The sequence below is a fragment of the Stenotrophomonas sp. Marseille-Q4652 genome (assembly GCF_916618915.1).
Taxonomy (GTDB): domain Bacteria; phylum Pseudomonadota; class Gammaproteobacteria; order Xanthomonadales; family Xanthomonadaceae; genus Stenotrophomonas.
This window is the reverse complement of the sequence record NZ_CAKAKE010000001.1, coordinates 1,351,572-1,370,897: the sequence shown is the minus strand read 5'-3', so window position 1 is coordinate 1,370,897 and position 19,326 is coordinate 1,351,572. Positions and strand designations below refer to the sequence as shown.

Here is a 19,326-nt window from a genome sequence, read left to right as displayed (position 1 = left end):
TCCGATGCGTAACTGGCGCTGGCTGCTGCTGGTGCTGGCCGTGCTGCTGGCATGGCTGCAGTACCGCTTCTGGTTCGGCCCGGGCAATTCCGGCGAAGTGATGATGCTGGAGACCCAGGTCGAACATCAGAAGCGCGACAACGCCGGCCTGCAGCAACGCAACGACGCGCTCGCCGCCGAGGTCCAGGATCTCAAGGAAGGCGAGGCCGCGATCGAGGAGCGTGCGCGCAGCGAGCTGGGCATGATCAAGCCGGGCGAGAAGTTCTATCGCGTGGTCGAGAACGCTCCGGCCACCACCGGGGCCGCGTCGGCATCAGCCGCCGCGCCCGCGGCCAATGTCGGGGACATTCCGTGAGCGGTTCGGTCTGGGCAGTGGTCCCGGCTGCCGGTCGCGGTACCCGCTTTGGTGCCGCGCTGCCCAAGCAGTACCTGCTGGCCGGCGGCCGCATGATCCTGGCGCACACCCTCGACGCACTGCTGCAGCACCCGGTGGTTGCCGGGGTGATGGTGGTCATCGGCGGGAACGATGCCGACTGGCCGGGCTGGACCGAGGCCGCAGGCAAGCCGGTGCTGACCTGCACCGGCGGCGCGACCCGTGCCGATTCGGTGCTGGCTGGCCTTCTGGCGCTGCCCGAATCCGTGCGTGCCGATGATTTCGTGCTTGTCCACGACGCCGCCCGCCCGAACCTGGCCCAGGCCGACCTGGGCCGGCTGCTGGAAGTCGGACGCATGGACCCGGTCGGTGCGATCCTCGCCGCGCCGGTACGCGACACCCTCAAGCGTGCGGGCGACGACGGTGGCATCGACCGTACCGAACCGCGCGAACGCCTGTGGCGTGCGTTGACCCCGCAGTTGTTCCGCCGCCACCAGCTGGCGCGCGCACTGCAGGATGCCCGCGGTGGTGGCGTCGAGGTCACCGACGAGGCCATGGCCATGGAGCGCCTGGGCCAGCGACCGCTGCTGGTCGAGGGCGCCGAGGACAACTTCAAGATCACCACGCCGGCCGACCTGGCCCGCTTCGAGTTCGAGCTGTCGCGCCGCACGGCCTGACAGCGGCTGTCGGGGCGCCGCGCGCGGCCCAGAAACGGAAACATCCATGACCATGAACAATCCTTCCGCGCTGCCTGCCATCCGCATCGGCCAGGGCTACGACGTGCATGCCTTCGGCGAGGGCGACCACGTGATGTTGGGCGGCGTGCGCGTGCCGCACAGCTGTGGCGTGCTGGCCCACAGCGACGGCGACGTGGTGCTGCACGCGCTGTGCGATGCCATGCTCGGTGCGCTGGCGCTGGGCGACATTGGCCAGCACTTCCCGCCCAGCGATGACCGCTGGAAGGGCGCCGACAGCACCCGCTTCCTGCAGCACTGCAACGAACTTCTGGGCGAGCGCGGCTGGCGGGTCGGCAATGCCGACGTCACCGTGATCTGCGAGCGCCCCAAGGTCGGCCCGCATGCGCTGGGCATGCGCGAGCGCATCGCCGGGGTGCTGGGACTGCCGTTGGACGCGGTCAGCGTCAAGGCCACCACCTCGGAGAAGCTGGGCTTTACCGGCCGTGGCGAAGGCATCGCCGCGCAGGCAGTGGTGCTGCTGGTGCGCGCATGAGCAATTCGCTGCCGCGCGCCTTCGGGGAACCGCTGCTGCAGGCGCGGATCCGCTCGCAGCCGGAGGATTTCCGGGTCGACGAGATCGACGCGTTCGAGGCCCATGGCGAGGGCGAGCACCTGTTGCTGACCGTGGAGAAGCGCGGCCTCAACACCGCGGAGGTGGCGCGCCGTCTGTCCCGCTGGGCCGGGATCGGTGAGATCGGCATCGGCTACGCCGGCCTCAAGGACCGCCACGCGGTCACCACCCAGCGTTTCAGCGTGCACCTGCCCAGGCGCGTGGCCCCGGACCTGGCCACCCTGCAGGATGAAACGCTGCAGGTCCGCCACAGCGTGTGGCACAACCGCAAGCTGCCGCGCGGCGCACTGGCAGGCAACCGCTTCACCCTGGTGCTGCGGCAGGTGCAGGGTGATCGCGCCCAACTCGACGAGCGGCTGGCGCAGATCGCCGCGCGCGGTATCCCCAACTGGTTTGGCGAGCAGCGCTTTGGGCGCGGTGGCGGCAATATCGGCCAGGCCCTGGCGATGTTCGGCGGGCAGCGGGTCAAGCGCGAGCAGCGCTCGATCCTGCTCTCGGCCGCGCGCTCGGAGCTGTTCAATCGCGTGCTGGCGCGGCGCGTGGAGCAGGGCAGTTGGGAACGGGGACTGGACGGCGAGGTGTGGATGCTGGCCGGCAGTCGCAGCGTGTTCGGTCCCGAGCCGATGAGCGAGGAATTGGCCCAGCGTCTGGCGTCCTTTGACATCCATCCCACCGGCCCGCTGTGGGGCGAGGGCGAGCTGCGCTGCACGGGCGAGGCCGCGGCCACCGAGCTGGCGGCACTGGAGGATGACGTTGCCATGCGCCTGCGTCAGGGGCTGGAGCAGGCCGGGCTGAAGCAGGAGCGGCGGGCGCTGCGCCTGCCCGTCGGTGGTCTTGCCTGGACCTGGCCGGCCGACGATGTGCTGGAACTGGTGTTCGCGCTCCCGCCGGGCAGCTATGCCACCGCGCTGCTGCACGAACTGGGCGAAGTCGGTAGCGACAACGGCTAGGGCATTCGGACTGCTGGCGACGGTTCAGTGCGCCAGCAGCACCAGTACCGCGCCGGTGCCACCCTGCGCGGGCGGTGCGGAGTGGAAGGCCAGCACGTCGCTGCGCAGCCGCAGCATGCGGTCCACCAGGTTCTTCAGCACCGGCGCGCCGCCGTCACCCTGCAGGCCCTTGCCGTGGATGATGCGCACGCAGCCGAACTCGTGGTCGTGGGCCTCGGCCAGGAACTGGCGAAGCAGCGATTCGGCCTGGATGGCGGTGGCGCCGTGCAGGTCCAGTTCGTCCTGCACCGAATACTGGCCGCGCTTGAGCCGCTGGAACATCCGTGGCGGCAGGTTCTCGCGCCGGTAGCTGGCGGTGTCGCCGGCCTCCAGCGGCGTGGAATCACGCAGCAACCGCGCGAACTCGCCCTGCGCCAGCTCCTCGTCGCGTTCGGCCATGCGCGCGCGCGGCTTCGGCCGCGGCTTGGCCACGCCCGGCTCGGTGACGTTGCGCAGTGGCTTGACCTCGCCGATCGCCGCACGGAACAGGGCGGCCGGATCTTCGTCTTCTGAATGCGACATGCCCACAGCGTAACGCGGCATGCGTCGCATACAAGCGCCGAAGGTTGGGAGAAGGGGGCGGACGCATCCGGTATCATGGCGCGGTTATCGAGGAGTCCCATGCGCGTACTGGTTTCAAACGACGATGGTGTCGACGCCCCCGGCATCAGGATGCTGGCCGAGGAACTGCGTGGCGCCGGCCACGAGGTCACGGTCGTGGCCCCTGATCGCGACCGCTCCGGCGCCAGCAACTCGCTGACCCTGGACCTGCCGATCCGGCTCAAGCGGATCGACCACTACACCTGCAGCGTTGCCGGCACGCCGACCGACTGTGTGCACCTGGCGCTGACCGGCATGCTCGAGTACGAGCCGGACATCGTGGTGTCGGGGATCAACAACGCCGCCAACCTTGGCGATGACGTGATCTATTCCGGCACCGTGTCGGCGGCGATGGAAGGCCGCTTCCTCGGCTTCCCTGCGGTGGCGGTGTCACTGGTCACCCGCAACCACGAAGCGAAGAACTTCCAGAGCGCGGCGCGTGCAGCGGTTGAGATCGTGGCGCGGCTGAAGGCCGATCCGCTGCCGGCCGACACCATCCTCAACGTCAACGTGCCTGACCTGCCGTGGAGCGATATCCGCGGCTTCGAGGTCACCCGCCTGGGTAACCGCCACCGCGCCGAGGGCTGCATCGCGCAGACCGATCCGCGCGGCGGCACCGTGTACTGGATCGGCCCGGCCGGCACCGAGCAGGACGCCGGCCCCGGTACCGACTTCCACGCGGTGCGTACCGGCCACATCTCCATCACCCCGATCCAGGTCGACCTGACCCGCTACCAGGCACTGGAGAAGGTCGCCTCGTGGGTGGCCGGGCTGACCGCGTCGCTGGAACGCCCGGCATGACGCCGCGCCTGCGCCTGCAGCCGGAGGCCGTCGGTATCGGCATGACCTCCCAGCGCGTGCGCGACCGCCTGGTCGAGCGCCTGCGCGAGGCTGGCATCCGCGACGAATCCACGCTCAACGCCATCCGCGTCGTGCCGCGCCACTTGTTCATCGACGAGGCACTGGCTTCACGTGCCTATGAGGACACTGCGCTGCCGATCGGCCATGGCCAGACCATCTCCCAGCCATGGGTGGTGGCGCGCATGACCGAGGCCGTGCTGCAGGTCGCCCCGAAGAAGGTGCTGGAAGTCGGCACCGGCTCGGGCTACCAGGCCGCGGTGCTGGCTGCGCTGGGACTGGAAGTGCATACCGTCGAGCGCATCGGCGACCTGCTCCGGCAGGCACGCAAGCGCTTCCGCCAGCTGGGCATGAACGTGCGCAGCAAGCACGACGACGGCCGCATCGGCTGGCCCGAACACGGTCCGTACGACGCCATTGTCGTCACCGCCGCCGCGCCGGCGCTGGTGGATGCGCTGGTTGACCAGCTCGCCGTCGGCGGACGCCTGGTGGCCCCGGTCGGCGGTCCCGGCTCGCAATCGCTGGTGCAACTGACCCGTGCTGCCGATGGCAGCATCGAGCAGGAAGTGCTGGCCCCCGTTGTTTTCGTCCCGCTGCTGTCGGGCATGCTGGACTGAACCAGGAGCATCCAATCCGATGAAGATCTTCGGGCCCCTGTATGACAGGGCCATCAGCTGGGCTGCGCACCCGCGCGCGCCTACCTACCTGACCATCCTCAGCTTCATCGAGGCGATCATTTTCCCGGTGATGCCGGAAGTGATGCTGGCGCCGATGTGCGTGGCCCAGCCCAGGCGCGGCTGGTGGTTCGCCACCCTCAGCCTGGCCGGCTCGATGGCCGGCGCGCTGGTGGGTTATGCGCTGGGTCATTTCGCCTTCGAGGCGCTCAAGCCGCTGTTCGCCGCGCTGGGCATGCTCGCGGGCATCGAGTCGGGCATTGCCCTGGTCCAGGAAAAGATGGCCGAATCGCCGTGGGCGGTGTTTACCTTCCTGGTGCTCGGGGGCTTCATGCCGATTCCCATGAAGGTCTTCACCTGGGCATCGGGTATCGTGGGCGTGCCGATGCTGCAGTACGTACTGAGCATGCTGATCGGCCGCGGCAAGCGTGTGTTCCTGCTGGCGGCGGTGATCCGTTTCGGCGGCGCGCGCGCGGCGACGGCAATGCGGCGCTGGATCGAGCCGGTGGGTTGGGTAGCGACGGCGTTGGTGGTTGGGCTTGTGGCGTGGTTGGTGTGGAGGGCGAAATTCGCATGAGTGTCCGGAAGTTGGCTGTCACGCTGAAGGTGGGTGTCGCCGCGGCGGCCCTGTCAGCGCTGGTGGGTTGCGGTACTGCCACCGTGGTGAAGTCGGGGAATACCGGGACTGCTGCGTCCATCTCGTCGAGCGCACCGAAGACGTCCGTTCCCAAGCCGGGCCAGACCACCACGGTGCGCAAGGGCGACACGCTGTATGCCCTTGCCCGCATCCACAACATCACGCCAGGCGACCTGGCGACGTGGAATGGCCTGAAGCCGCCGTACACGATCTATCCGGGCCAGGTCATCCGGCTCTACCCGGGAACCGCCGCGCCCTCGCGCCCCACCACGGCCCAGACTCCCAGGCCTTCGACCAGCACGCCGGGCGCGCCGACGACGATTGCGCCGGCCGCAGCACCGGTCAAGAGCAACATCAGCTGGCGCTGGCCGGCCGATGGCGTGGTCGTGGGCCGCTATGTCGCCGGTGATGCGGCCAAGCAGGGCATCGACATCGCCGGCGCCAGCGGGCAGGCCGTGCGTGCGGCCGCCAATGGCGTGGTCGTGTACTCCGGTGCCGGCCTGGTCGGCTATGGCGAACTGATCATCATCAAGCACAACGAGCAGTGGCTGTCGGCCTACGGCCACAATCGCAAGCGCTTGGTCAACGAAGGCCAGAACGTCAAGGCGGGGGAGCAGATCGCCGAAATGGGCCGCACCGGCTCCAATCGCGACATGCTGCACTTCGAGATCCGCTACAACGGCAAGCCGGTCGATCCGCAGCAGTACCTGCCGCAGAAATAAGCGTGCGACCGGATGCCCATGGGGGTCCGGTCCTGCAGTTTTCAGTCGGGTTGGGTGGCGTACGGGCCTTGGCCCGGGCGGCCGGGTGAGGGTCAGCCCGCCGCGAGGATGAAGCCAGCCACTACCTTGCGGCCTTCGCCGGCGAGCACGTTGAAAGTGCGCGCGGCCGAGGCATTGGTCATCACTTCCATGCCCACCCCGCGCGTCAGCGCGGCTGCCATTACGGCAGCGGGGGGAAACACCTGCGTTGCACCGGTCCCCAGCAGGATCACGGCAGGGTTGAGCGCCACCAGCGCTTCGAGGTGCGCGGGAGTCAGTTCGGCCATGCTCGCCACCGGCCAGTCCTCGACCAGCGTATCCGGGGCCAGGATGAAACTGGCGGTGAGCGTACGCTCGTTCACCCGGGCGCTGGCGCCATCGGCGGCACGCAGGGTGTAGCTGTAATCGGGCAGTTCCTGGCTCAGTTGCATCGCAGGCTCCGGTTGGATCAGCCGCGCGGCAGGACGATCTGGCGCTTTTCCCTGGCCGGACGGTAGAGGACGGCCACGTGGCCGATACGCTGCACCAGCACGCTGCCCGAGGCTTCCACCAGCGCGGTGACCATCTCGTCACGGGCCTCGCGGTCCTCGGCGGCAACCTTCACCTTGACCAGCTCGTGCCGTTCCAGCACTTCGTCGAGTTCTGCGAGGAAAGCCGGGGTTACCCCCTTGCCGCCGATCTGAAGCAGGGCTTTGAGATCGTGCGCCTGGCCGCGCAGGAAACGGTTCTGGGCCGGGGTCAAGACGATGGACATGCAGTAGGGCAACGGTAATCAGGGGGGTTCAGGGTATCATGGCACCTCCCTCCAGCCTTGAACCCAATGGCATCCCGCAGCAAGAGCAGTCAGCGTTGGCTGAAGGAACACTTCTCCGACCCCTTCGTCAAAAAGGCCCAGGCCGAAGGCATGCGCTCGCGCGCCGCCTACAAGCTCGAGGAGCTGCTTGAGCGTGACCGGCTGCTGAAGCCGGACATGGTCGTTGTCGACCTGGGCGCGGCCCCGGGTGGCTGGTCCCAGCAGGTGCGCAAGTCCATGGGCGACCGCGGCCGGGTGCTGGCCTTGGACATCCTCGACATGCCGCCGCTGGCCGGGGTCGAATTCCTTCACGGTGACTTCAGGGAAGAAACCGTCCTATCCCAGTTCGAAGCCATGCTCGGCGACCAGCCGGTAGACCTTGTCCTCTCGGATATGGCCCCCAATAAGAGTGGCATGGACGCGGTCGACCAGCCGCGGATGATGCACCTGGCGGAACTGGCCATGGATTTTGCCGACAACCACCTCAAACCGGGTGGGGCATTCCTGATCAAGCTGTTCCAGGGTGTGGGTTTCGATGAATACGTACGCGAGCTGCGTCGTCGCTACCACAAGGTCTCGATCCGCAAGCCGGAGGCATCGCGCAAGCGCTCGCCGGAAGTCTATGCCCTCGGTCAGGGCAAGCGTGCACAGATCAAGTAAGCTCGGTATGGAACAGGCTTTGCAACGAGAGGAACACCGGAGTCAATGAGGATGAACGACTTGACCAAGAATCTGCTGCTTTGGGTGGTCGTCGCCGTCGTGCTGATGGTGGTGTTCCAGAGCTTTTCGCCGCGCGGCGCGACCACGGCCGGCACCAGCGAGAGCGCCAGCTACACCCGCTTCGTGCAGGACGTCGACGCCGGGCGGATCCGCTCGGTGACGTTCACCGACGAGGGCACGCTGACCGCCAACTCGATCCGGTACAAGCGCGCCGACGGCAGCGAGGGGCGGGTATTCGGCCCGACCGACCAGAAGCTGGTCGACCAGCTGATCAGCAAGAACATCGAGGTGTTCCGCGAGGAGCCGCGTACCGGCCCGACGTTCTGGGGCATCGTCCTGAACCTGCTGCCTATCGCGCTGCTGATCGGCTTCTGGATCTTCATGATGCGCCAGATGCAGGGCGGCGGTGGCGGCGCGAAGGGCGCGATGTCCTTCGGCAAGTCGCGCGCCAAGCTGCAGGGCGAAGACCAGATCAAGGTGACTTTTGCCGACGTTGCCGGCTGCGACGAGGCCAAGGAAGAGGTCGGCGAGCTGGTCGACTTCCTGCGTGATCCGACCAAGTTCACCAAGCTCGGCGGCAAGATTCCGCGCGGCGTGCTGATGGTGGGCCCGCCGGGTACCGGCAAGACGCTGCTGGCCAAGGCCATTGCCGGCGAAGCCAAGGTGCCGTTCTTCTCGATCTCCGGTTCGGACTTCGTAGAGATGTTCGTCGGCGTTGGCGCCAGCCGCGTGCGCGACATGTTCGAGCAGGCCAAGAAGCACGCACCGTGCATCATCTTCATCGACGAGATCGACGCCGTCGGCCGCCATCGTGGCGCCGGTCTGGGCGGCGGTCACGACGAGCGCGAGCAGACCCTGAACCAGCTGCTGGTTGAAATGGACGGCTTCGAGGGAGGCGAGGGCGTGATCGTCATCGCCGCCACCAACCGTCCGGACGTGCTGGACCCGGCGCTGCTGCGTCCGGGCCGCTTCGACCGCCAGGTCGTGGTGGGCCTGCCGGACGTCAAGGGCCGCGAGCAGATCCTCAAGGTGCACATGCGCAAGCTGCCGCTGGCCGACGATGTCGAGCCGCTGGTGATCGCGCGTGGTACCCCGGGCTTCTCCGGTGCGGACCTGGCCAACCTCTGCAACGAGGCCGCCCTGTTCGCCGCGCGCGGCAACGAGAAGGAAGTCCGCATGGACCACTTCGACCGTGCCCGCGACAAGATCCTGATGGGAGCCGAGCGCCGCTCCATGGCAATGAGCGAAGACGAGAAGACGCTCACCGCCTACCACGAGGCCGGCCACGCCATCGTTGGCCGCTTGGTGCCCGAGCACGACCCGGTCTACAAGGTCACGATCATCCCACGCGGTCGTGCGCTGGGCGTGACCATGTACCTGCCCGAGGGCGACAAGTATTCGATGAACCGTGTGGCCATCGAGTCCCAGCTGTGCTCGCTGTACGGCGGTCGCGTGGCCGAGGAGCTGATCTTCGGTGCCGACAAGGTCACCACCGGTGCTTCCAACGACATCGAGCGCGCCACCAAGATGGCCCGCAACATGGTCACCAAGTGGGGCCTGTCCGAGCAGCTCGGCCCGATCGCCTATGGCGAGGAGGACGACGAGGTGTTCCTGGGTCGTTCGGTCACCCAGCACAAGAGTGTGTCCGACGACACCGCGCGCAAGATCGACGAGGTCGTGCGCGAGATCCTGGACAAGGCCTACGCCCGTACCACCGAGCTGCTGACCGCCAACCTGGACAAGCTGCATGCCATGTCCAAGCTGCTGCTCGAGTACGAGACCATCGACGTGCCGCAGATCGACGCGATCATGGAAGGGCGCGAGCCGCCGCCGCCGGCTGGCTGGAGCAAGCCGGGCAAGGATGGTGGCCCGAACGACAAGGGCGGTGACCCGCGTCCCTTGCCGCCCATCGCCGGTCCAGCCGAACAGCACTGAACCAGCATGAGCACGAAGGCCGGGGAAACCCGGCCTTCTGCTTTTCCTATCCCCGTCGGACCGGTGTCCGGCAATCGACGCATTTTCCGGAGCCGCCATGTCCACGCCCCCGCCGCAGCCCGTTTCCCACACCGCCGAAATGGTGATCGCTACCGTGGTCGGTGCGTCCGTCGGCCTGTACCAGGACAACCTGCTGCTCGGTGCCGGTGTCGGCATCGCCCTGGGCGTCGTGCTCAGCGTGGCCAGGACGCTGTACGTGGAGCGCAAGCGCCGCCCGCGCTAAGCCTTTCGGGCGATTCACCGCCCCGCGGCCGGCCGTAAACTGGCGGCCGCTTCCGCATTCCCCGGGAACCCCATGTTCGATACCTCGCCCCAACTGGACTGCGCCGGCCGCATCCTGCGGCTGGACCGCCCGCGCATCATGGGCATCGTCAATGTCACGCCCGATTCGTTCTCCGATGGTGGCCGCCACGCGACCGTCGAAGCTGCCGTTGCCCATGCGCTGCAGCTGGTGGCCGAGGGCGCCGAGGTGCTGGACATCGGTGGCGAATCCACCCGGCCAGGCGCCGAGCCGGTACCGGTGGAGGAGGAGCTGCGCCGTGTTGTCCCGGTGATCGAGCGCCTGGTCCGCGAGACCGGGGTGCCGATCAGCGTGGACACCTTCAAGCCGGACGTGATGCGCGCGGCCGTGGCTGCCGGCGCTGGCATGATCAATGACATTTACGCCCTGCGGCAGCCCGGTGCGCTGGATGCGGCGGCGGAACTGGGCGTGCCGGTGGTACTGATGCACATGCTTGGCGAGCCGGGCACGATGCAGCAGGCGCCGCAATACGACGATGTGGTCGCCGAGGTCCACCGCTTCCTCGCCGAGCGCATCTTTGCGGCGGAAATGGCCGGCGTGGCGAAAAAGAACCTGGTCATCGACCCGGGCTACGGCTTTGGCAAGACCACGGAACACAACATGACCCTGCTGGCGCGCTCGGCCCATTTCCTGGAACTGGGCCTGCCGATGCTGGCCGGCCTGTCGCGCAAGCGCAGCATTGGGGAGCTCACCGGGCGCGATGTGCCCGGGCTGCGCATCCATGGCTCGGTGGCGGCGCACCTGCTGGCGGCGCAGAACGGCGCCAGGCTGTTGCGCGTGCATGACGTGGCCGCCACCGCCGATGCCCTGAAGGTGTGGGAGGCGGTGGCCGCGGTGCCGGCGGCGCGCAAGGCCGCCGCCGCAATGCCACGCTGGCCGGACGAGGACTGATGGGCGTCGATACCCGCCCGCTGGCGATCGCCCTGATGGGGCCGACCGCCTCGGGCAAGACCGCCACTGCCCTGGAACTGGCCGAACGACTGGGCGGGGAGATCATCAGCGTTGACTCGGCGCTGCTCTATCGTGGCCTGGATATCGGTGCGGCCAAGCCGGATGCGGCCGAACGCGCCCGCGCACCGCACCATCTGCTGGACCTGCGCGATCCGTGGGAGAGCTATTCGGCCGCCGAGTTCGCCAACGATGCGCGCCGGGCGCTGGATGACATCGTCGCCCGCGGGCGCATGCCGATCCTGGCCGGCGGCACCGGACTGTACTTCCGTGCCCTGCTGGAAGGGCTGTCGCCGATGCCCGAGGCGGATCCGCAGCTGCGTGCGGAAATCAGCGCCGAAGCCGAACGGGCAGGCTGGCCTGCCATGCATGCGCAGCTGACGCAGGTCGACCCGAAGGCGGCCGCCCGCATCCATGCCACCGACCCGCAACGCATCCAGCGGGCGCTGGAGGTTTTCCGCCTGACCGGCAAGCCGATCAGCGCGTGGCAGGCCGCGCACGGCGCGCAGCGGCCGCCGCTGCGTGTGCTCAAGCTGGTGCTGTCACCTGCCGACCGCGCGGTGCTGCACCTGCGCATCGAGCTGCGCTTCGACCAGATGGTGGCCCAGGGTTTCCTCGATGAGGTGCGGCGCCTGCGCGCCCTGCCGGAACTGATGGCGGCCCCCGCGCCGCTGGACCTGCCGGCGATCCGTGCAGTGGGCTACCGCCAGGCCTGGCAGTACCTGGACGGGGAGGGCGGCGCGGCCGAATTCCGTGACCGGGCCATCTTCGCCACCCGCCAGCTGGCCAAGCGGCAGCTGACCTGGCTGCGCGGCGAGCTCGATGCCCGCTGGTTCGACCCGGCAAGCGAACGGGCGCGCCTGCTCGATGCGGTGGCGGCCTTTGTCGACCATTGAAGCAATGTATGGTGGCCGTGCCACGTGTAACATCGGGCATACCGGTCAGCCTTGGGGAAGGCTGGGGCAGTACCGGTCCCATAAGAACAATAACGAGGAGTCATAGATGTCCAAGGGGCAATCTCTGCAGGATCCGTTCCTGAATGCACTGCGTCGCGAGCGCGTGCCGGTATCGGTTTACCTGGTCAATGGAATCAAGCTGCAGGGAACGATCGAGTCTTTCGACCAGTTCGTCGTCCTGCTGCGCAACACCGTCAGCCAGATGGTCTACAAGCACGCCATCTCCACCGTGGTGCCGGCGCGCAACGTGCGCGTGGGGCCGGGCGGCGGCTACGTCCAGCCGGGCGAGGGTGCCGATGCGGATGACGACGGTGCCTGACAACGGAGTAACCGCGGGTGTTTGACCGCTCCAAGAAGGGCGAGCATGCGTTGCTGATCCAGCCGCATGCCGGCCGCCTGGAAGAGGACGTGCTGGAGGAGTTCACCGACCTGGCACGGTCGGCCGGGGCGAGCATCGCCGCGACCGTCACCGCCCGCATTGATCGTCCCAACCCGTCCACCTTCATCGGCAGCGGCAAGCTCGACGAGGTCAAGGCTGCCGCCGATGCCTCCGGTGCCGACCTGGTGCTGGTCAACCACGCACTGACCCCGGGCCAGGAACGCAACCTGGAACGTTTCCTGGAGCGTCGCGTCATCGACCGCACCGGGCTGATCCTGGACATCTTCGCCCAGCGTGCGCGCAGCCACGAAGGCAAGCTGCAGGTCGAGCTGGCCCAGCTGCGCCACCTGGCTACCCGCCTGGTGCGGGGCTGGACCCACCTGGAGCGCCAGCGCGGTGGTGCCATCGGCCTGCGTGGCCCGGGTGAGACCCAGCTGGAAACCGACCGCCGCCTGCTGCAGAAGCGGGTGGAGCAGTTGCAGAAGCGGCTGGAAAAAGTCGAGGTGCAGCGAACCCAGATGCGTCGCGCCCGCGTGCGCAGCGAGCTGCCGCGCGTTGCCCTGGTGGGCTACACCAATGCCGGCAAGTCCACCCTGTTCAACGCCCTGACCGGGGCCGATGCTTACGCGGCCGACCAGCTGTTCGCCACGCTGGATCCGACCGTGCGCCGCATCGCGCTGCCCGGCGGCAGCGTGGTGCTGGCCGATACCGTGGGTTTCGTCCGCGACCTGCCGCACGAACTGGTCGCCGCGTTCCGCTCCACGCTTTCCGAGGCACGCGAGGCCGACCTGCTGCTGCATCTGGTCGACGCCGCCGATCCGCACCGCGAGGAGCGCATCGCGCAGGTCGACGAGGTGTTGACCGCGGTCGGTGCCGGCGACCTGCCGCAGTTGCTGGTGTTCAACAAGATCGACCGCATCGACGGCGCGGAGGTGCGCCACGACGCGCAGGACGGCATCCCCGACCATGCCCGTCGCGAGCGGGTCTGGATCTCGGCCCGGGATGGCCGTGGCCTGGACCTGCTGCAGTCGGTGCTGGGCAAGCGCCTGGGCCTGCAGCACGTCACCGGCGAGCTGCGCCTGCCGCCCAGCGCCGGCCGCCTACGCGCGCGCCTGCACCAGTTGGAAGTGGTGCGCAGCGAACGCAGCGATGAGGAAGGCTGGTTGCTGGACGTGGATATTCCCATCGGCGAGGCCGAGAAGCTGGCCGGCAGTCCTGATGGAGAGTGGATACGCCCGATGCTGCCCACGCCGGATCCGGAGTGGTGATACCCAAGGCCCCGCTTCGGCGGGGCTTTTGTTTTTTGCGCGCCCGTCGTGTTCGAACCCAAGTTGCCGGCCCGGCGCAAAGACAATTGCCACGCTTTGCGCTACAACGAAGCGCCTTGCCGCGTGGACGCCCATGACCATTCCCACCGACACCGAACTGCAGCAACTGGCCGAACGCCTGGGCTCCCGCCTGCTGGCCGCTCGCGACCGCGTGGTCACCGCCGAAAGCTGCACCGGCGGCTGGATCGCCAAGGAGCTGACGGGCATCGCCGGATCGTCCGACTGGTTCGATTGCGGCATGGTCGCCTACAGCTACGAGGCCAAGCAGGCCCTGTTGGGCGTACATCCGCAGACGCTGGAAACGCTCGGCGCGGTCAGCCGCGAGACGGTGATCGAAATGGTCGCTGGGGCGCTGGTGAACTCCGGCGCCAGCGTGGCGGTGGCGGTCACCGGCATCGCCGGTCCCGGTGGCGGCAGCGCCGACAAGCCGGTCGGCACGGTATGGATCGGCTGGAAGCGACGCGGTGGTTACACCCGCGCCGAGCTGTTCCATTTTGCCGGTGATCGCGACGCGGTACGCCGACAGACCGTGGCCCGCGCCCTGGAAGGACTGGAGGATCTGCTGTGAGCCTGCGACCGCATACAAGCGGAGGGACGCGCTGATGTGGGAGGCGCTGGGCACCGTCCGCGACCTGGGGCGACTGCAGGAAATCGCCTCGGTCCTGATCCGCTACGGCTTCGGCGACATCGTGCGCCGCGTCGGCATGGCCGACATGCTGCAGCGTGCCGGCCGCCTGCTGCACTGGAACGACCCGCAGCAGATGCTGCAGATGTCCGCGCCGCTGCGCGTGCGCCGGGCGATGGAGGAGCTGGGGCCCACCTTCGTCAAGCTCGGCCAGGTACTGGCCACGCGCGTGGACCTGTTCCCGCCGGACTGGATCGTCGAGTTCAGCGAACTGCAGAATGCGGTGCCGGCGGTGCCGTGGGAGGCAGTGCGCCCGCAGCTGGAAGCCGACCTCGGCGAGCCGCCGGAACAGGCCTTCGCCCGCCTGGAATACGTGCCGATGGCGGCCGCCTCGCTGGCCCAGGCGCACCGCGCGTGGCTGCACGACGGCACCCCGGTGGTGCTCAAGGTACGCCGCCCGGGCATCCGTGACGTCATCGAGGCCGACCTGCGACTGCTGGCCCGGCTGGCCGAGATCATCGAGACGCGGCTGCCGGACCTGCGCCGCTATCGTCCATCCGAAGTGGTGCAGCAGTTCACCATGTCGCTGCGCCGCGAGCTGGATTTCGCCGCCGAGTGCCGCAACGCCGAGCGCATAGCCGGCAACTTCCGCGGCCATGACGGCATCGTGATCCCGCGTGTCCACTGGCAGTGGACCTGCGAAAGCCTCAACGTGCAGGACTTCATCCAGGGCATTCCCGGCCGCGACCTGGCTGCGGTGGATGCGGCTGGCCTGGATCGCGCCGCACTGGCCCGCACCGGTGCCGGCATCGTGCTGAAGATGGTGCTCGACGACGGCTTCTTCCACGCCGACCCGCACCCGGGAAACATCTTCTACATGCGTGACGGCCGCATCGCCGTGATCGATTTCGGCATGGTCGGGCGGCTGTCCGACCAGCGCCGCTTCCAGGTCGCCCAGCTCCTGTATGGCCTGGTGTCGCAGGATCCGGAACTGGTCACCGACGTGCTGCTGGAGTGGGCCGGCGGCATCGAAGTGGAAGAAGAGCGACTGCAGCAGGACATCGGCAGCTTCGTGGACCAGTACCGCGGCGTCCCGCTGAAGGACCTGCGCATGGGCCTGATGCTGGGCGACGTCACCCAGATACTGCGCCAGTACGGGCTGACCCTGCCGTCGGACCTGGCGCTGATGATCAAGACCTTCCTGACCCTGGAAGGCATGGGCCGGCAGCTGGACCCGGACTTCGACATGGCCAGCGAAGCGCGCCCCTACCTGGAGCGCACGATGCGCCGGCGTTACGCGCCGTCGGCGGTGCTTCGCCGCGGACGGCGCAGCCTGCTCGGCGCGCTGGATCTGGTCGGGGACATGCCGCGCGACCTGCGCCGGCTGATCCAGGCCGCGCGCCGCGGCCGCATGCAGGTCAAGGTCGAGACGCCGGCGCTCAAGGGCTTTGGCGACCAGGTCAACCGCGCCGCCAACCGGCTGACCGTGGGTGTGATCACCGCCGCACTGATCGTTGGCTCGTCGATCGTGATGAACAGCGTCGGCGGCAGTGCCAGCCGCTGGCTGCTGGCGATGGGGGTGGCCGGTTTCATCGGCGCTGCCCTGTGCGGCATCTGGATACTGGTCTCGATCCTGCGCAGCGGGCGTTCGGATTGATCCACGAGGGAAGGGCTGGTCAGTCGCTGGAAGGTGACTTGCCCGGTTCCGGCCGGTATTCCAGCAGGTCGCCGGGTTGGCATTCCAGCACCCGGCAGATCGCCTCCAGGGTGGCAAAGCGCACGCCCTTGACGTGCCCCTGCTTGAGCAGGGACAGGTTGGTCTCGCTGATGCCGATCGCGTCGGCCAGGTCCTTCGACTTCATCTTGCGCCGGGCCAGCATCACGTCGAGATTGACGACGATGGGCATCAGACGAAACCCTCGTTGTCGGCCTTCAGCTCCACCGCGTGGCGCACGATACGCTGCAGGAGGTTGATGCCGATCAGCGCCAGCACGGCGAAGTACAGCGGCCCGGCAGTGAAGCCGAGGTGGGTGTCGGGCCGGCTCCCCAGCGCGGAACCGTCAATCCAGCATGAGGTGGTGACGTAGCTTGTCAGCGAGTACACCAGTGCCATCGCCATGACCGCCCAGCCGAGCCGGCCAAGGGCGCGCGCAGTACGTTCCCCCAGCGGCGAGGGCAGGGACAGGCTGCAGCCCAGCCGCCGCAGGCATTCCAGCATTCCCACCCATGCCACTAGCTTCAGTACGCCGTGCAGATTGGCTGTCGCGAACTCCCCGTGCACGTAGGCATGGCCAAGGAAAGTCCAAAGATCCATGCCAGCAGCAGGTTGCTGGATCGAGTACAGCATATGGACCACCCAGCACGCAGCCCCCAGCAGGAGAATTTGCCCAGCTACCGCGAGCCGGCGCAGGCGTTGAGCACCCGCTTTGATATGACGCTGTCCGATCAGGTGCCGCGTATCCATCAGGTTCTCCGCCATGTGCCTGGAAGCCAGCAGAAATTAATTTATGTAAAAAATAAATAAATTTAGCTTCTAATCAAGTCCGCTTGCGCGCCGCCCCTGTTAGTAGTATTACTGCTAACCATGAACCTGACCGACACCCAGCAGGCGATCCTCGCCATGATTGCCGAGCGCATCGAACGTGATGGCATCCCGCCGTCGCAGACCGAGATCGCGCGCGCCTTCGGCTTCAAGGGCGTGCGTGCGGCGCAGTACCACCTCGAGGCACTGGAGCAGGCTGGAGCAATCCGCCGCGTGCCCGGCCAGGCGCGGAACATCCGCATCGTCGCCCAGCCCACAACGAACGCCGGGCTGGCTTCTGCCGCCACCGGCGACAGGGAGGTGTTGCGTCTGCCCGTGCTGGGCCGCGTGGCCGCTGGCCTGCCAATCGGTGCGGACATCGGCTCGGACGACTTCGTCGTGCTGGACCGAGTGTTCTTCTCGCCGGCGCCGGATTACCTGCTGAAGGTGCAGGGAGACTCGATGATCGACGAAGGCATCTTCGACGGCGACCTGATCGGCGTGCACCGTACCCGCGATGCGCGCTCGGGCCAGATCGTGGTGGCGCGCATTGATGACGAGATCACGGTCAAGCTGCTGAAGATCGGCAAGGACCGCATCCGCCTGTTGCCGCGCAATCCCGACTACGCCCCGATCGAGGTGCTGCCCGACCAGGACTTCGCCATCGAGGGCCTGTACTGCGGGCTTCTGCGGCCCAACCGCTAGGGCTTTGCGCGGGCCGCAGCGGGGGCTTCCCCGACCTGGCCGGCGCGGTTTCCCTGCTGTTGTGCCGCGGCCACGCAAAATATTTTCCCGCTGTCGCCTGCTGTCTCAGCCTGTGCGATGCGTCCTCCATAAAGTGAACCCCATACCCGAATGACCTCTTCAAGGACCACCACGATGGACGAGAACAAGAAGCGCGCCCTTTCCGCGGCTCTGAGCCAGATCGAAAAGCAGTTCGGCAAGGGATCGGTCATGCGCATGGGCGACCGCGTGGTCGAGCCGGTGGAGGCCATCCCGACGGGCTCGCTGATGCTGGACATCGCCCTGGGCATCGGCGGCCTGCCCAAGGGCCGCGTGGTCGAGATCTACGGCCCGGAATCCTCGGGCAAGACCACCCTGACCCTGCAGGCCATCGCGCAGTGCCAGAAGATGGGCGGTACCGCGGCCTTCATCGACGCCGAGCACGCGCTGGACCCGATCTACGCCGCCAAGCTGGGCGTGAACGTGGACGACCTGCTGCTGTCCCAGCCCGATACCGGTGAACAGGCCTTGGAAATCGCCGACATGCTGGTGCGCTCGGGCTCGGTCGACATCCTGGTCGTCGACTCGGTCGCCGCGCTGACCCCCAAGGCCGAAATCGAAGGCGAGATGGGTGACCAGCTGCCGGGCCTGCAGGCCCGCCTGATGAGCCAGGCCCTGCGCAAGCTGACCGGCAACATCAAGCGCTCCAACACCCTGGTGATCTTCATCAACCAGCTGCGCCACAAGATCGGTGTGATGATGCCGGGCCAGAGCCCGGAGACCACCACTGGCGGCAACGCGCTGAAGTTCTACGCCTCGGTGCGCCTGGACATCCGCCGCATCGGCGCGATCAAGAAGGGCGACGAGATCATCGGCAACCAGACCAAGATCAAGGTGGTCAAGAACAAGCTGGCCCCCCCGTTCAAGCAGGTCGTCACCGAGATCCTGTACGGCGAGGGCATCAGCCGCGAGGGCGAACTGATCGACATGGGCGTGGATGCCAAGCTCGTGGACAAGGCCGGTGCCTGGTACAGCTACGGCGACGAGCGCATTGGCCAGGGCAAGGACAACGCCCGCGGCTACCTGCGCGACAACCCGCAGGTGGCGGCCAAGCTCGAGGCCGAACTGCGCGAGAAGTTCCAGCCTGCTGAACTGGCGCGCGAGGAAGTCGACGACGCCGAGTGAGTTTTCCCTGCGGGGGAGGGGGCGCCGTCAGTGACGTCCGCTTCCCCGCGGGTTTTCCTTACGCCAGGAGGGCCGGCGCCAGGGAAGGCGCGATCTCCGAAGGTCGAACCGAACCCATGAACGATCCAGCGTCGCCTCCCCCCGCACGCAAGCGACGTGTCCGCGAGCAGACTCCGCTGCAGCGGGCGCTGGGCCTGCTGGTCCGGCGCGAGCACTCGCGCAAGGAACTCACGCGCAAGCTGCAAGCCAAGGGCGTCGATCGCGAGGAAGCCAGCGCCGCGGTTGACCGGCTGCGCGAGGACGGTTGGCAGGACGACGGGCGCTTTGCAGAATTCCTGGTCCGCTCCCGCGCTGGCAGTGGCTATGGTCCGCTGCATATCCGTGCCGAACTGGGCACCCACGGCCTGGACAGCGAACAGGTCGCCGCTGCCATGGCCACATTTGATGGGGACTGGGCCGAGAATGCCCGGGACCTGGTGCAGCGCAGGTTCCGCGAGCAGGGCCCAGCCGATCTGGCCCAGCGGCGCAAGGCTGCCGAGCTGCTGATGCGGCGTGGCTTTGACGGGGACAGCATCCGCGCTGCCACCCGCTACGATCCTGAGGACTGAGCGGGCCTGGCCTGATAATCTTGGTGGTTTCGACAGCCCCGTCA

General features: G+C 67.8%; 25 protein-coding genes. 20 read left to right on the top strand and 5 right to left on the bottom strand.

Going from position 1 to position 19,326, the window contains the following annotated elements:
• Window positions 1-4: 4 nt before the first annotated feature.
• From ftsB to truD, 4 genes are read left to right on the top strand one after another with little or no spacing between them, the layout of a single operon-like run.
• A complete protein-coding gene (ftsB, locus tag LG380_RS06395; protein WP_225764079.1) occupies window positions 5-355 on the top strand; it encodes a cell division protein FtsB in 351 nt (116 codons plus the stop codon).
• Complete coding sequence (gene ispD, locus LG380_RS06390) at window positions 352-1,050, top strand: 2-C-methyl-D-erythritol 4-phosphate cytidylyltransferase (RefSeq protein WP_225764078.1); 699 nt, start codon at window positions 352-354, stop codon at window positions 1,048-1,050. Before ftsB ends, ispD begins: the two co-directional genes overlap by 4 nt.
• A gap of 52 nt (window positions 1,051-1,102) precedes the next feature.
• A complete protein-coding gene (ispF, locus tag LG380_RS06385) occupies window positions 1,103-1,603 on the top strand; it encodes a 2-C-methyl-D-erythritol 2,4-cyclodiphosphate synthase (protein ID WP_225766472.1) in 501 nt (166 codons plus the stop codon).
• Window positions 1,600-2,631 carry a tRNA pseudouridine(13) synthase TruD gene (gene truD / locus LG380_RS06380; RefSeq protein ID WP_225764077.1) on the top strand — a complete coding sequence of 344 codons (1,032 nt, stop codon included), beginning with the start codon at window positions 1,600-1,602 and terminating at the stop codon, window positions 2,629-2,631. The genes ispF and truD overlap by 4 nt, the downstream gene beginning before the upstream one ends.
• Before the next feature lie 24 nt (window positions 2,632-2,655).
• Here the strand turns inward: truD and LG380_RS06375 are convergent, their stop codons facing one another.
• Complete coding sequence (locus LG380_RS06375; protein ID WP_225764076.1) at window positions 2,656-3,192, bottom strand: Smr/MutS family protein; 537 nt, start codon at window positions 3,190-3,192, stop codon at window positions 2,656-2,658.
• 99 nt (window positions 3,193-3,291) lie between these two features.
• Between LG380_RS06375 and surE the strand changes: the two genes are divergently transcribed.
• Genes surE through LG380_RS06355 form a run of 4 tightly spaced genes read left to right on the top strand, consistent with a single transcriptional unit; the run spans window position 3,292 to window position 6,161 of the window.
• Window positions 3,292-4,071 carry a 5'/3'-nucleotidase SurE gene (gene surE, locus LG380_RS06370; RefSeq protein ID WP_225764075.1) on the top strand — a complete coding sequence of 260 codons (780 nt, stop codon included), beginning with the start codon at window positions 3,292-3,294 and terminating at the stop codon, window positions 4,069-4,071.
• Window positions 4,068-4,745, top strand: a complete 678-nt coding sequence (locus LG380_RS06365) for a protein-L-isoaspartate(D-aspartate) O-methyltransferase (protein ID WP_225764074.1) — start codon at window positions 4,068-4,070, stop codon at window positions 4,743-4,745. Before surE ends, LG380_RS06365 begins: the two co-directional genes overlap by 4 nt.
• Window positions 4,746-4,764: 19 nt before the next feature.
• On the top strand, window positions 4,765-5,379 hold the full coding sequence (locus LG380_RS06360; protein ID WP_225764073.1) for a DedA family protein: 615 nt from the start codon (window positions 4,765-4,767) through the stop codon (window positions 5,377-5,379).
• A complete protein-coding gene (locus LG380_RS06355; protein ID WP_225764072.1) occupies window positions 5,376-6,161 on the top strand; it encodes a peptidoglycan DD-metalloendopeptidase family protein in 786 nt (261 codons plus the stop codon). The genes LG380_RS06360 and LG380_RS06355 overlap by 4 nt, the downstream gene beginning before the upstream one ends.
• Window positions 6,162-6,253: 92 nt before the next feature.
• Here the strand turns inward: LG380_RS06355 and LG380_RS06350 are convergent, their stop codons facing one another.
• Both LG380_RS06350 and yhbY read right to left on the bottom strand, forming a co-directional pair.
• Window positions 6,254-6,631 carry an Mth938-like domain-containing protein gene (locus LG380_RS06350; RefSeq protein WP_225764071.1) on the bottom strand — a complete coding sequence of 126 codons (378 nt, stop codon included), beginning with the start codon at window positions 6,629-6,631 and terminating at the stop codon, window positions 6,254-6,256.
• Window positions 6,632-6,648: 17 nt separating this feature from the next.
• Window positions 6,649-6,954, bottom strand: a complete 306-nt coding sequence (yhbY, locus tag LG380_RS06345) for a ribosome assembly RNA-binding protein YhbY (RefSeq protein WP_225764070.1) — start codon at window positions 6,952-6,954, stop codon at window positions 6,649-6,651.
• A 66-nt stretch (window positions 6,955-7,020) separates the two neighbouring features.
• Between yhbY and rlmE the strand changes: the two genes are divergently transcribed.
• The 9 genes from rlmE to ubiB all read left to right on the top strand — a co-directional run bounded on the left by rlmE (window position 7,021) and on the right by ubiB (window position 15,902).
• Window positions 7,021-7,653 (top strand): 23S rRNA (uridine(2552)-2'-O)-methyltransferase RlmE, encoded by a 633-nt coding sequence (gene rlmE / locus LG380_RS06340; protein WP_225764069.1) that lies wholly within the window; start codon window positions 7,021-7,023, stop codon window positions 7,651-7,653.
• A 51-nt stretch (window positions 7,654-7,704) separates the two neighbouring features.
• Window positions 7,705-9,648, top strand: coding sequence for an ATP-dependent zinc metalloprotease FtsH (ftsH, locus tag LG380_RS06335; protein ID WP_225764068.1), 1,944 nt, complete (start codon window positions 7,705-7,707; stop codon window positions 9,646-9,648).
• 97 nt (window positions 9,649-9,745) lie between these two features.
• Window positions 9,746-9,931, top strand: a complete 186-nt coding sequence (locus tag LG380_RS06330; protein WP_225764067.1) for a hypothetical protein — start codon at window positions 9,746-9,748, stop codon at window positions 9,929-9,931.
• A 72-nt stretch (window positions 9,932-10,003) separates the two neighbouring features.
• Window positions 10,004-10,900, top strand: a complete 897-nt coding sequence (gene folP / locus LG380_RS06325; protein ID WP_225764066.1) for a dihydropteroate synthase — start codon at window positions 10,004-10,006, stop codon at window positions 10,898-10,900.
• Window positions 10,900-11,853, top strand: a complete 954-nt coding sequence (miaA, locus tag LG380_RS06320) for a tRNA (adenosine(37)-N6)-dimethylallyltransferase MiaA (protein ID WP_225764065.1) — start codon at window positions 10,900-10,902, stop codon at window positions 11,851-11,853. The genes folP and miaA overlap by 1 nt, the downstream gene beginning before the upstream one ends.
• Before the next feature lie 106 nt (window positions 11,854-11,959).
• Window positions 11,960-12,232, top strand: coding sequence for an RNA chaperone Hfq (gene hfq / locus LG380_RS06315; protein WP_225764064.1), 273 nt, complete (start codon window positions 11,960-11,962; stop codon window positions 12,230-12,232).
• 17 nt (window positions 12,233-12,249) lie between these two features.
• The gene (gene hflX, locus LG380_RS06310) at window positions 12,250-13,560 is read left to right on the top strand and encodes a ribosome rescue GTPase HflX (RefSeq protein ID WP_225764063.1); all 1,311 of its coding nucleotides are present in this window, start codon (window positions 12,250-12,252) and stop codon (window positions 13,558-13,560) included.
• Between the two features lie 133 nt (window positions 13,561-13,693).
• Window positions 13,694-14,188, top strand: a complete 495-nt coding sequence (locus LG380_RS06305) for a CinA family protein (protein WP_225764062.1) — start codon at window positions 13,694-13,696, stop codon at window positions 14,186-14,188.
• Between the two features lie 34 nt (window positions 14,189-14,222).
• Window positions 14,223-15,902: a 2-polyprenylphenol 6-hydroxylase gene (ubiB, locus tag LG380_RS06300; RefSeq protein ID WP_225764061.1), complete on the top strand. Its 1,680-nt coding sequence runs from the start codon at window positions 14,223-14,225 to the stop codon at window positions 15,900-15,902.
• A 19-nt stretch (window positions 15,903-15,921) separates the two neighbouring features.
• On the opposite strand, the gene LG380_RS06295 is transcribed toward ubiB, so the two are convergent.
• Complete coding sequence (locus tag LG380_RS06295) at window positions 15,922-16,152, bottom strand: helix-turn-helix transcriptional regulator (RefSeq protein ID WP_225764060.1); 231 nt, start codon at window positions 16,150-16,152, stop codon at window positions 15,922-15,924.
• Window positions 16,152-16,724: a hypothetical protein gene (locus LG380_RS06290; protein ID WP_225764059.1), complete on the bottom strand. Its 573-nt coding sequence runs from the start codon at window positions 16,722-16,724 to the stop codon at window positions 16,152-16,154. The genes LG380_RS06295 and LG380_RS06290 overlap by 1 nt, the downstream gene beginning before the upstream one ends.
• 105 nt (window positions 16,725-16,829) lie before the next feature.
• Here LG380_RS06290 and lexA point away from each other — a divergent pair, with 105 nt between their 5' ends.
• From lexA to recX, 3 genes are all read left to right on the top strand, one after another.
• The gene (gene lexA, locus LG380_RS06285; RefSeq protein ID WP_225764058.1) at window positions 16,830-17,471 is read left to right on the top strand and encodes a transcriptional repressor LexA; all 642 of its coding nucleotides are present in this window, start codon (window positions 16,830-16,832) and stop codon (window positions 17,469-17,471) included.
• 174 nt (window positions 17,472-17,645) lie between these two features.
• The gene (recA, locus tag LG380_RS06280) at window positions 17,646-18,674 is read left to right on the top strand and encodes a recombinase RecA (protein ID WP_225766470.1); all 1,029 of its coding nucleotides are present in this window, start codon (window positions 17,646-17,648) and stop codon (window positions 18,672-18,674) included.
• Window positions 18,675-18,790: 116 nt separating this feature from the next.
• A complete protein-coding gene (gene recX, locus LG380_RS06275; RefSeq protein ID WP_225764057.1) occupies window positions 18,791-19,282 on the top strand; it encodes a recombination regulator RecX in 492 nt (163 codons plus the stop codon).
• The last annotated feature ends 44 nt before the right edge of the window (window positions 19,283-19,326 follow it).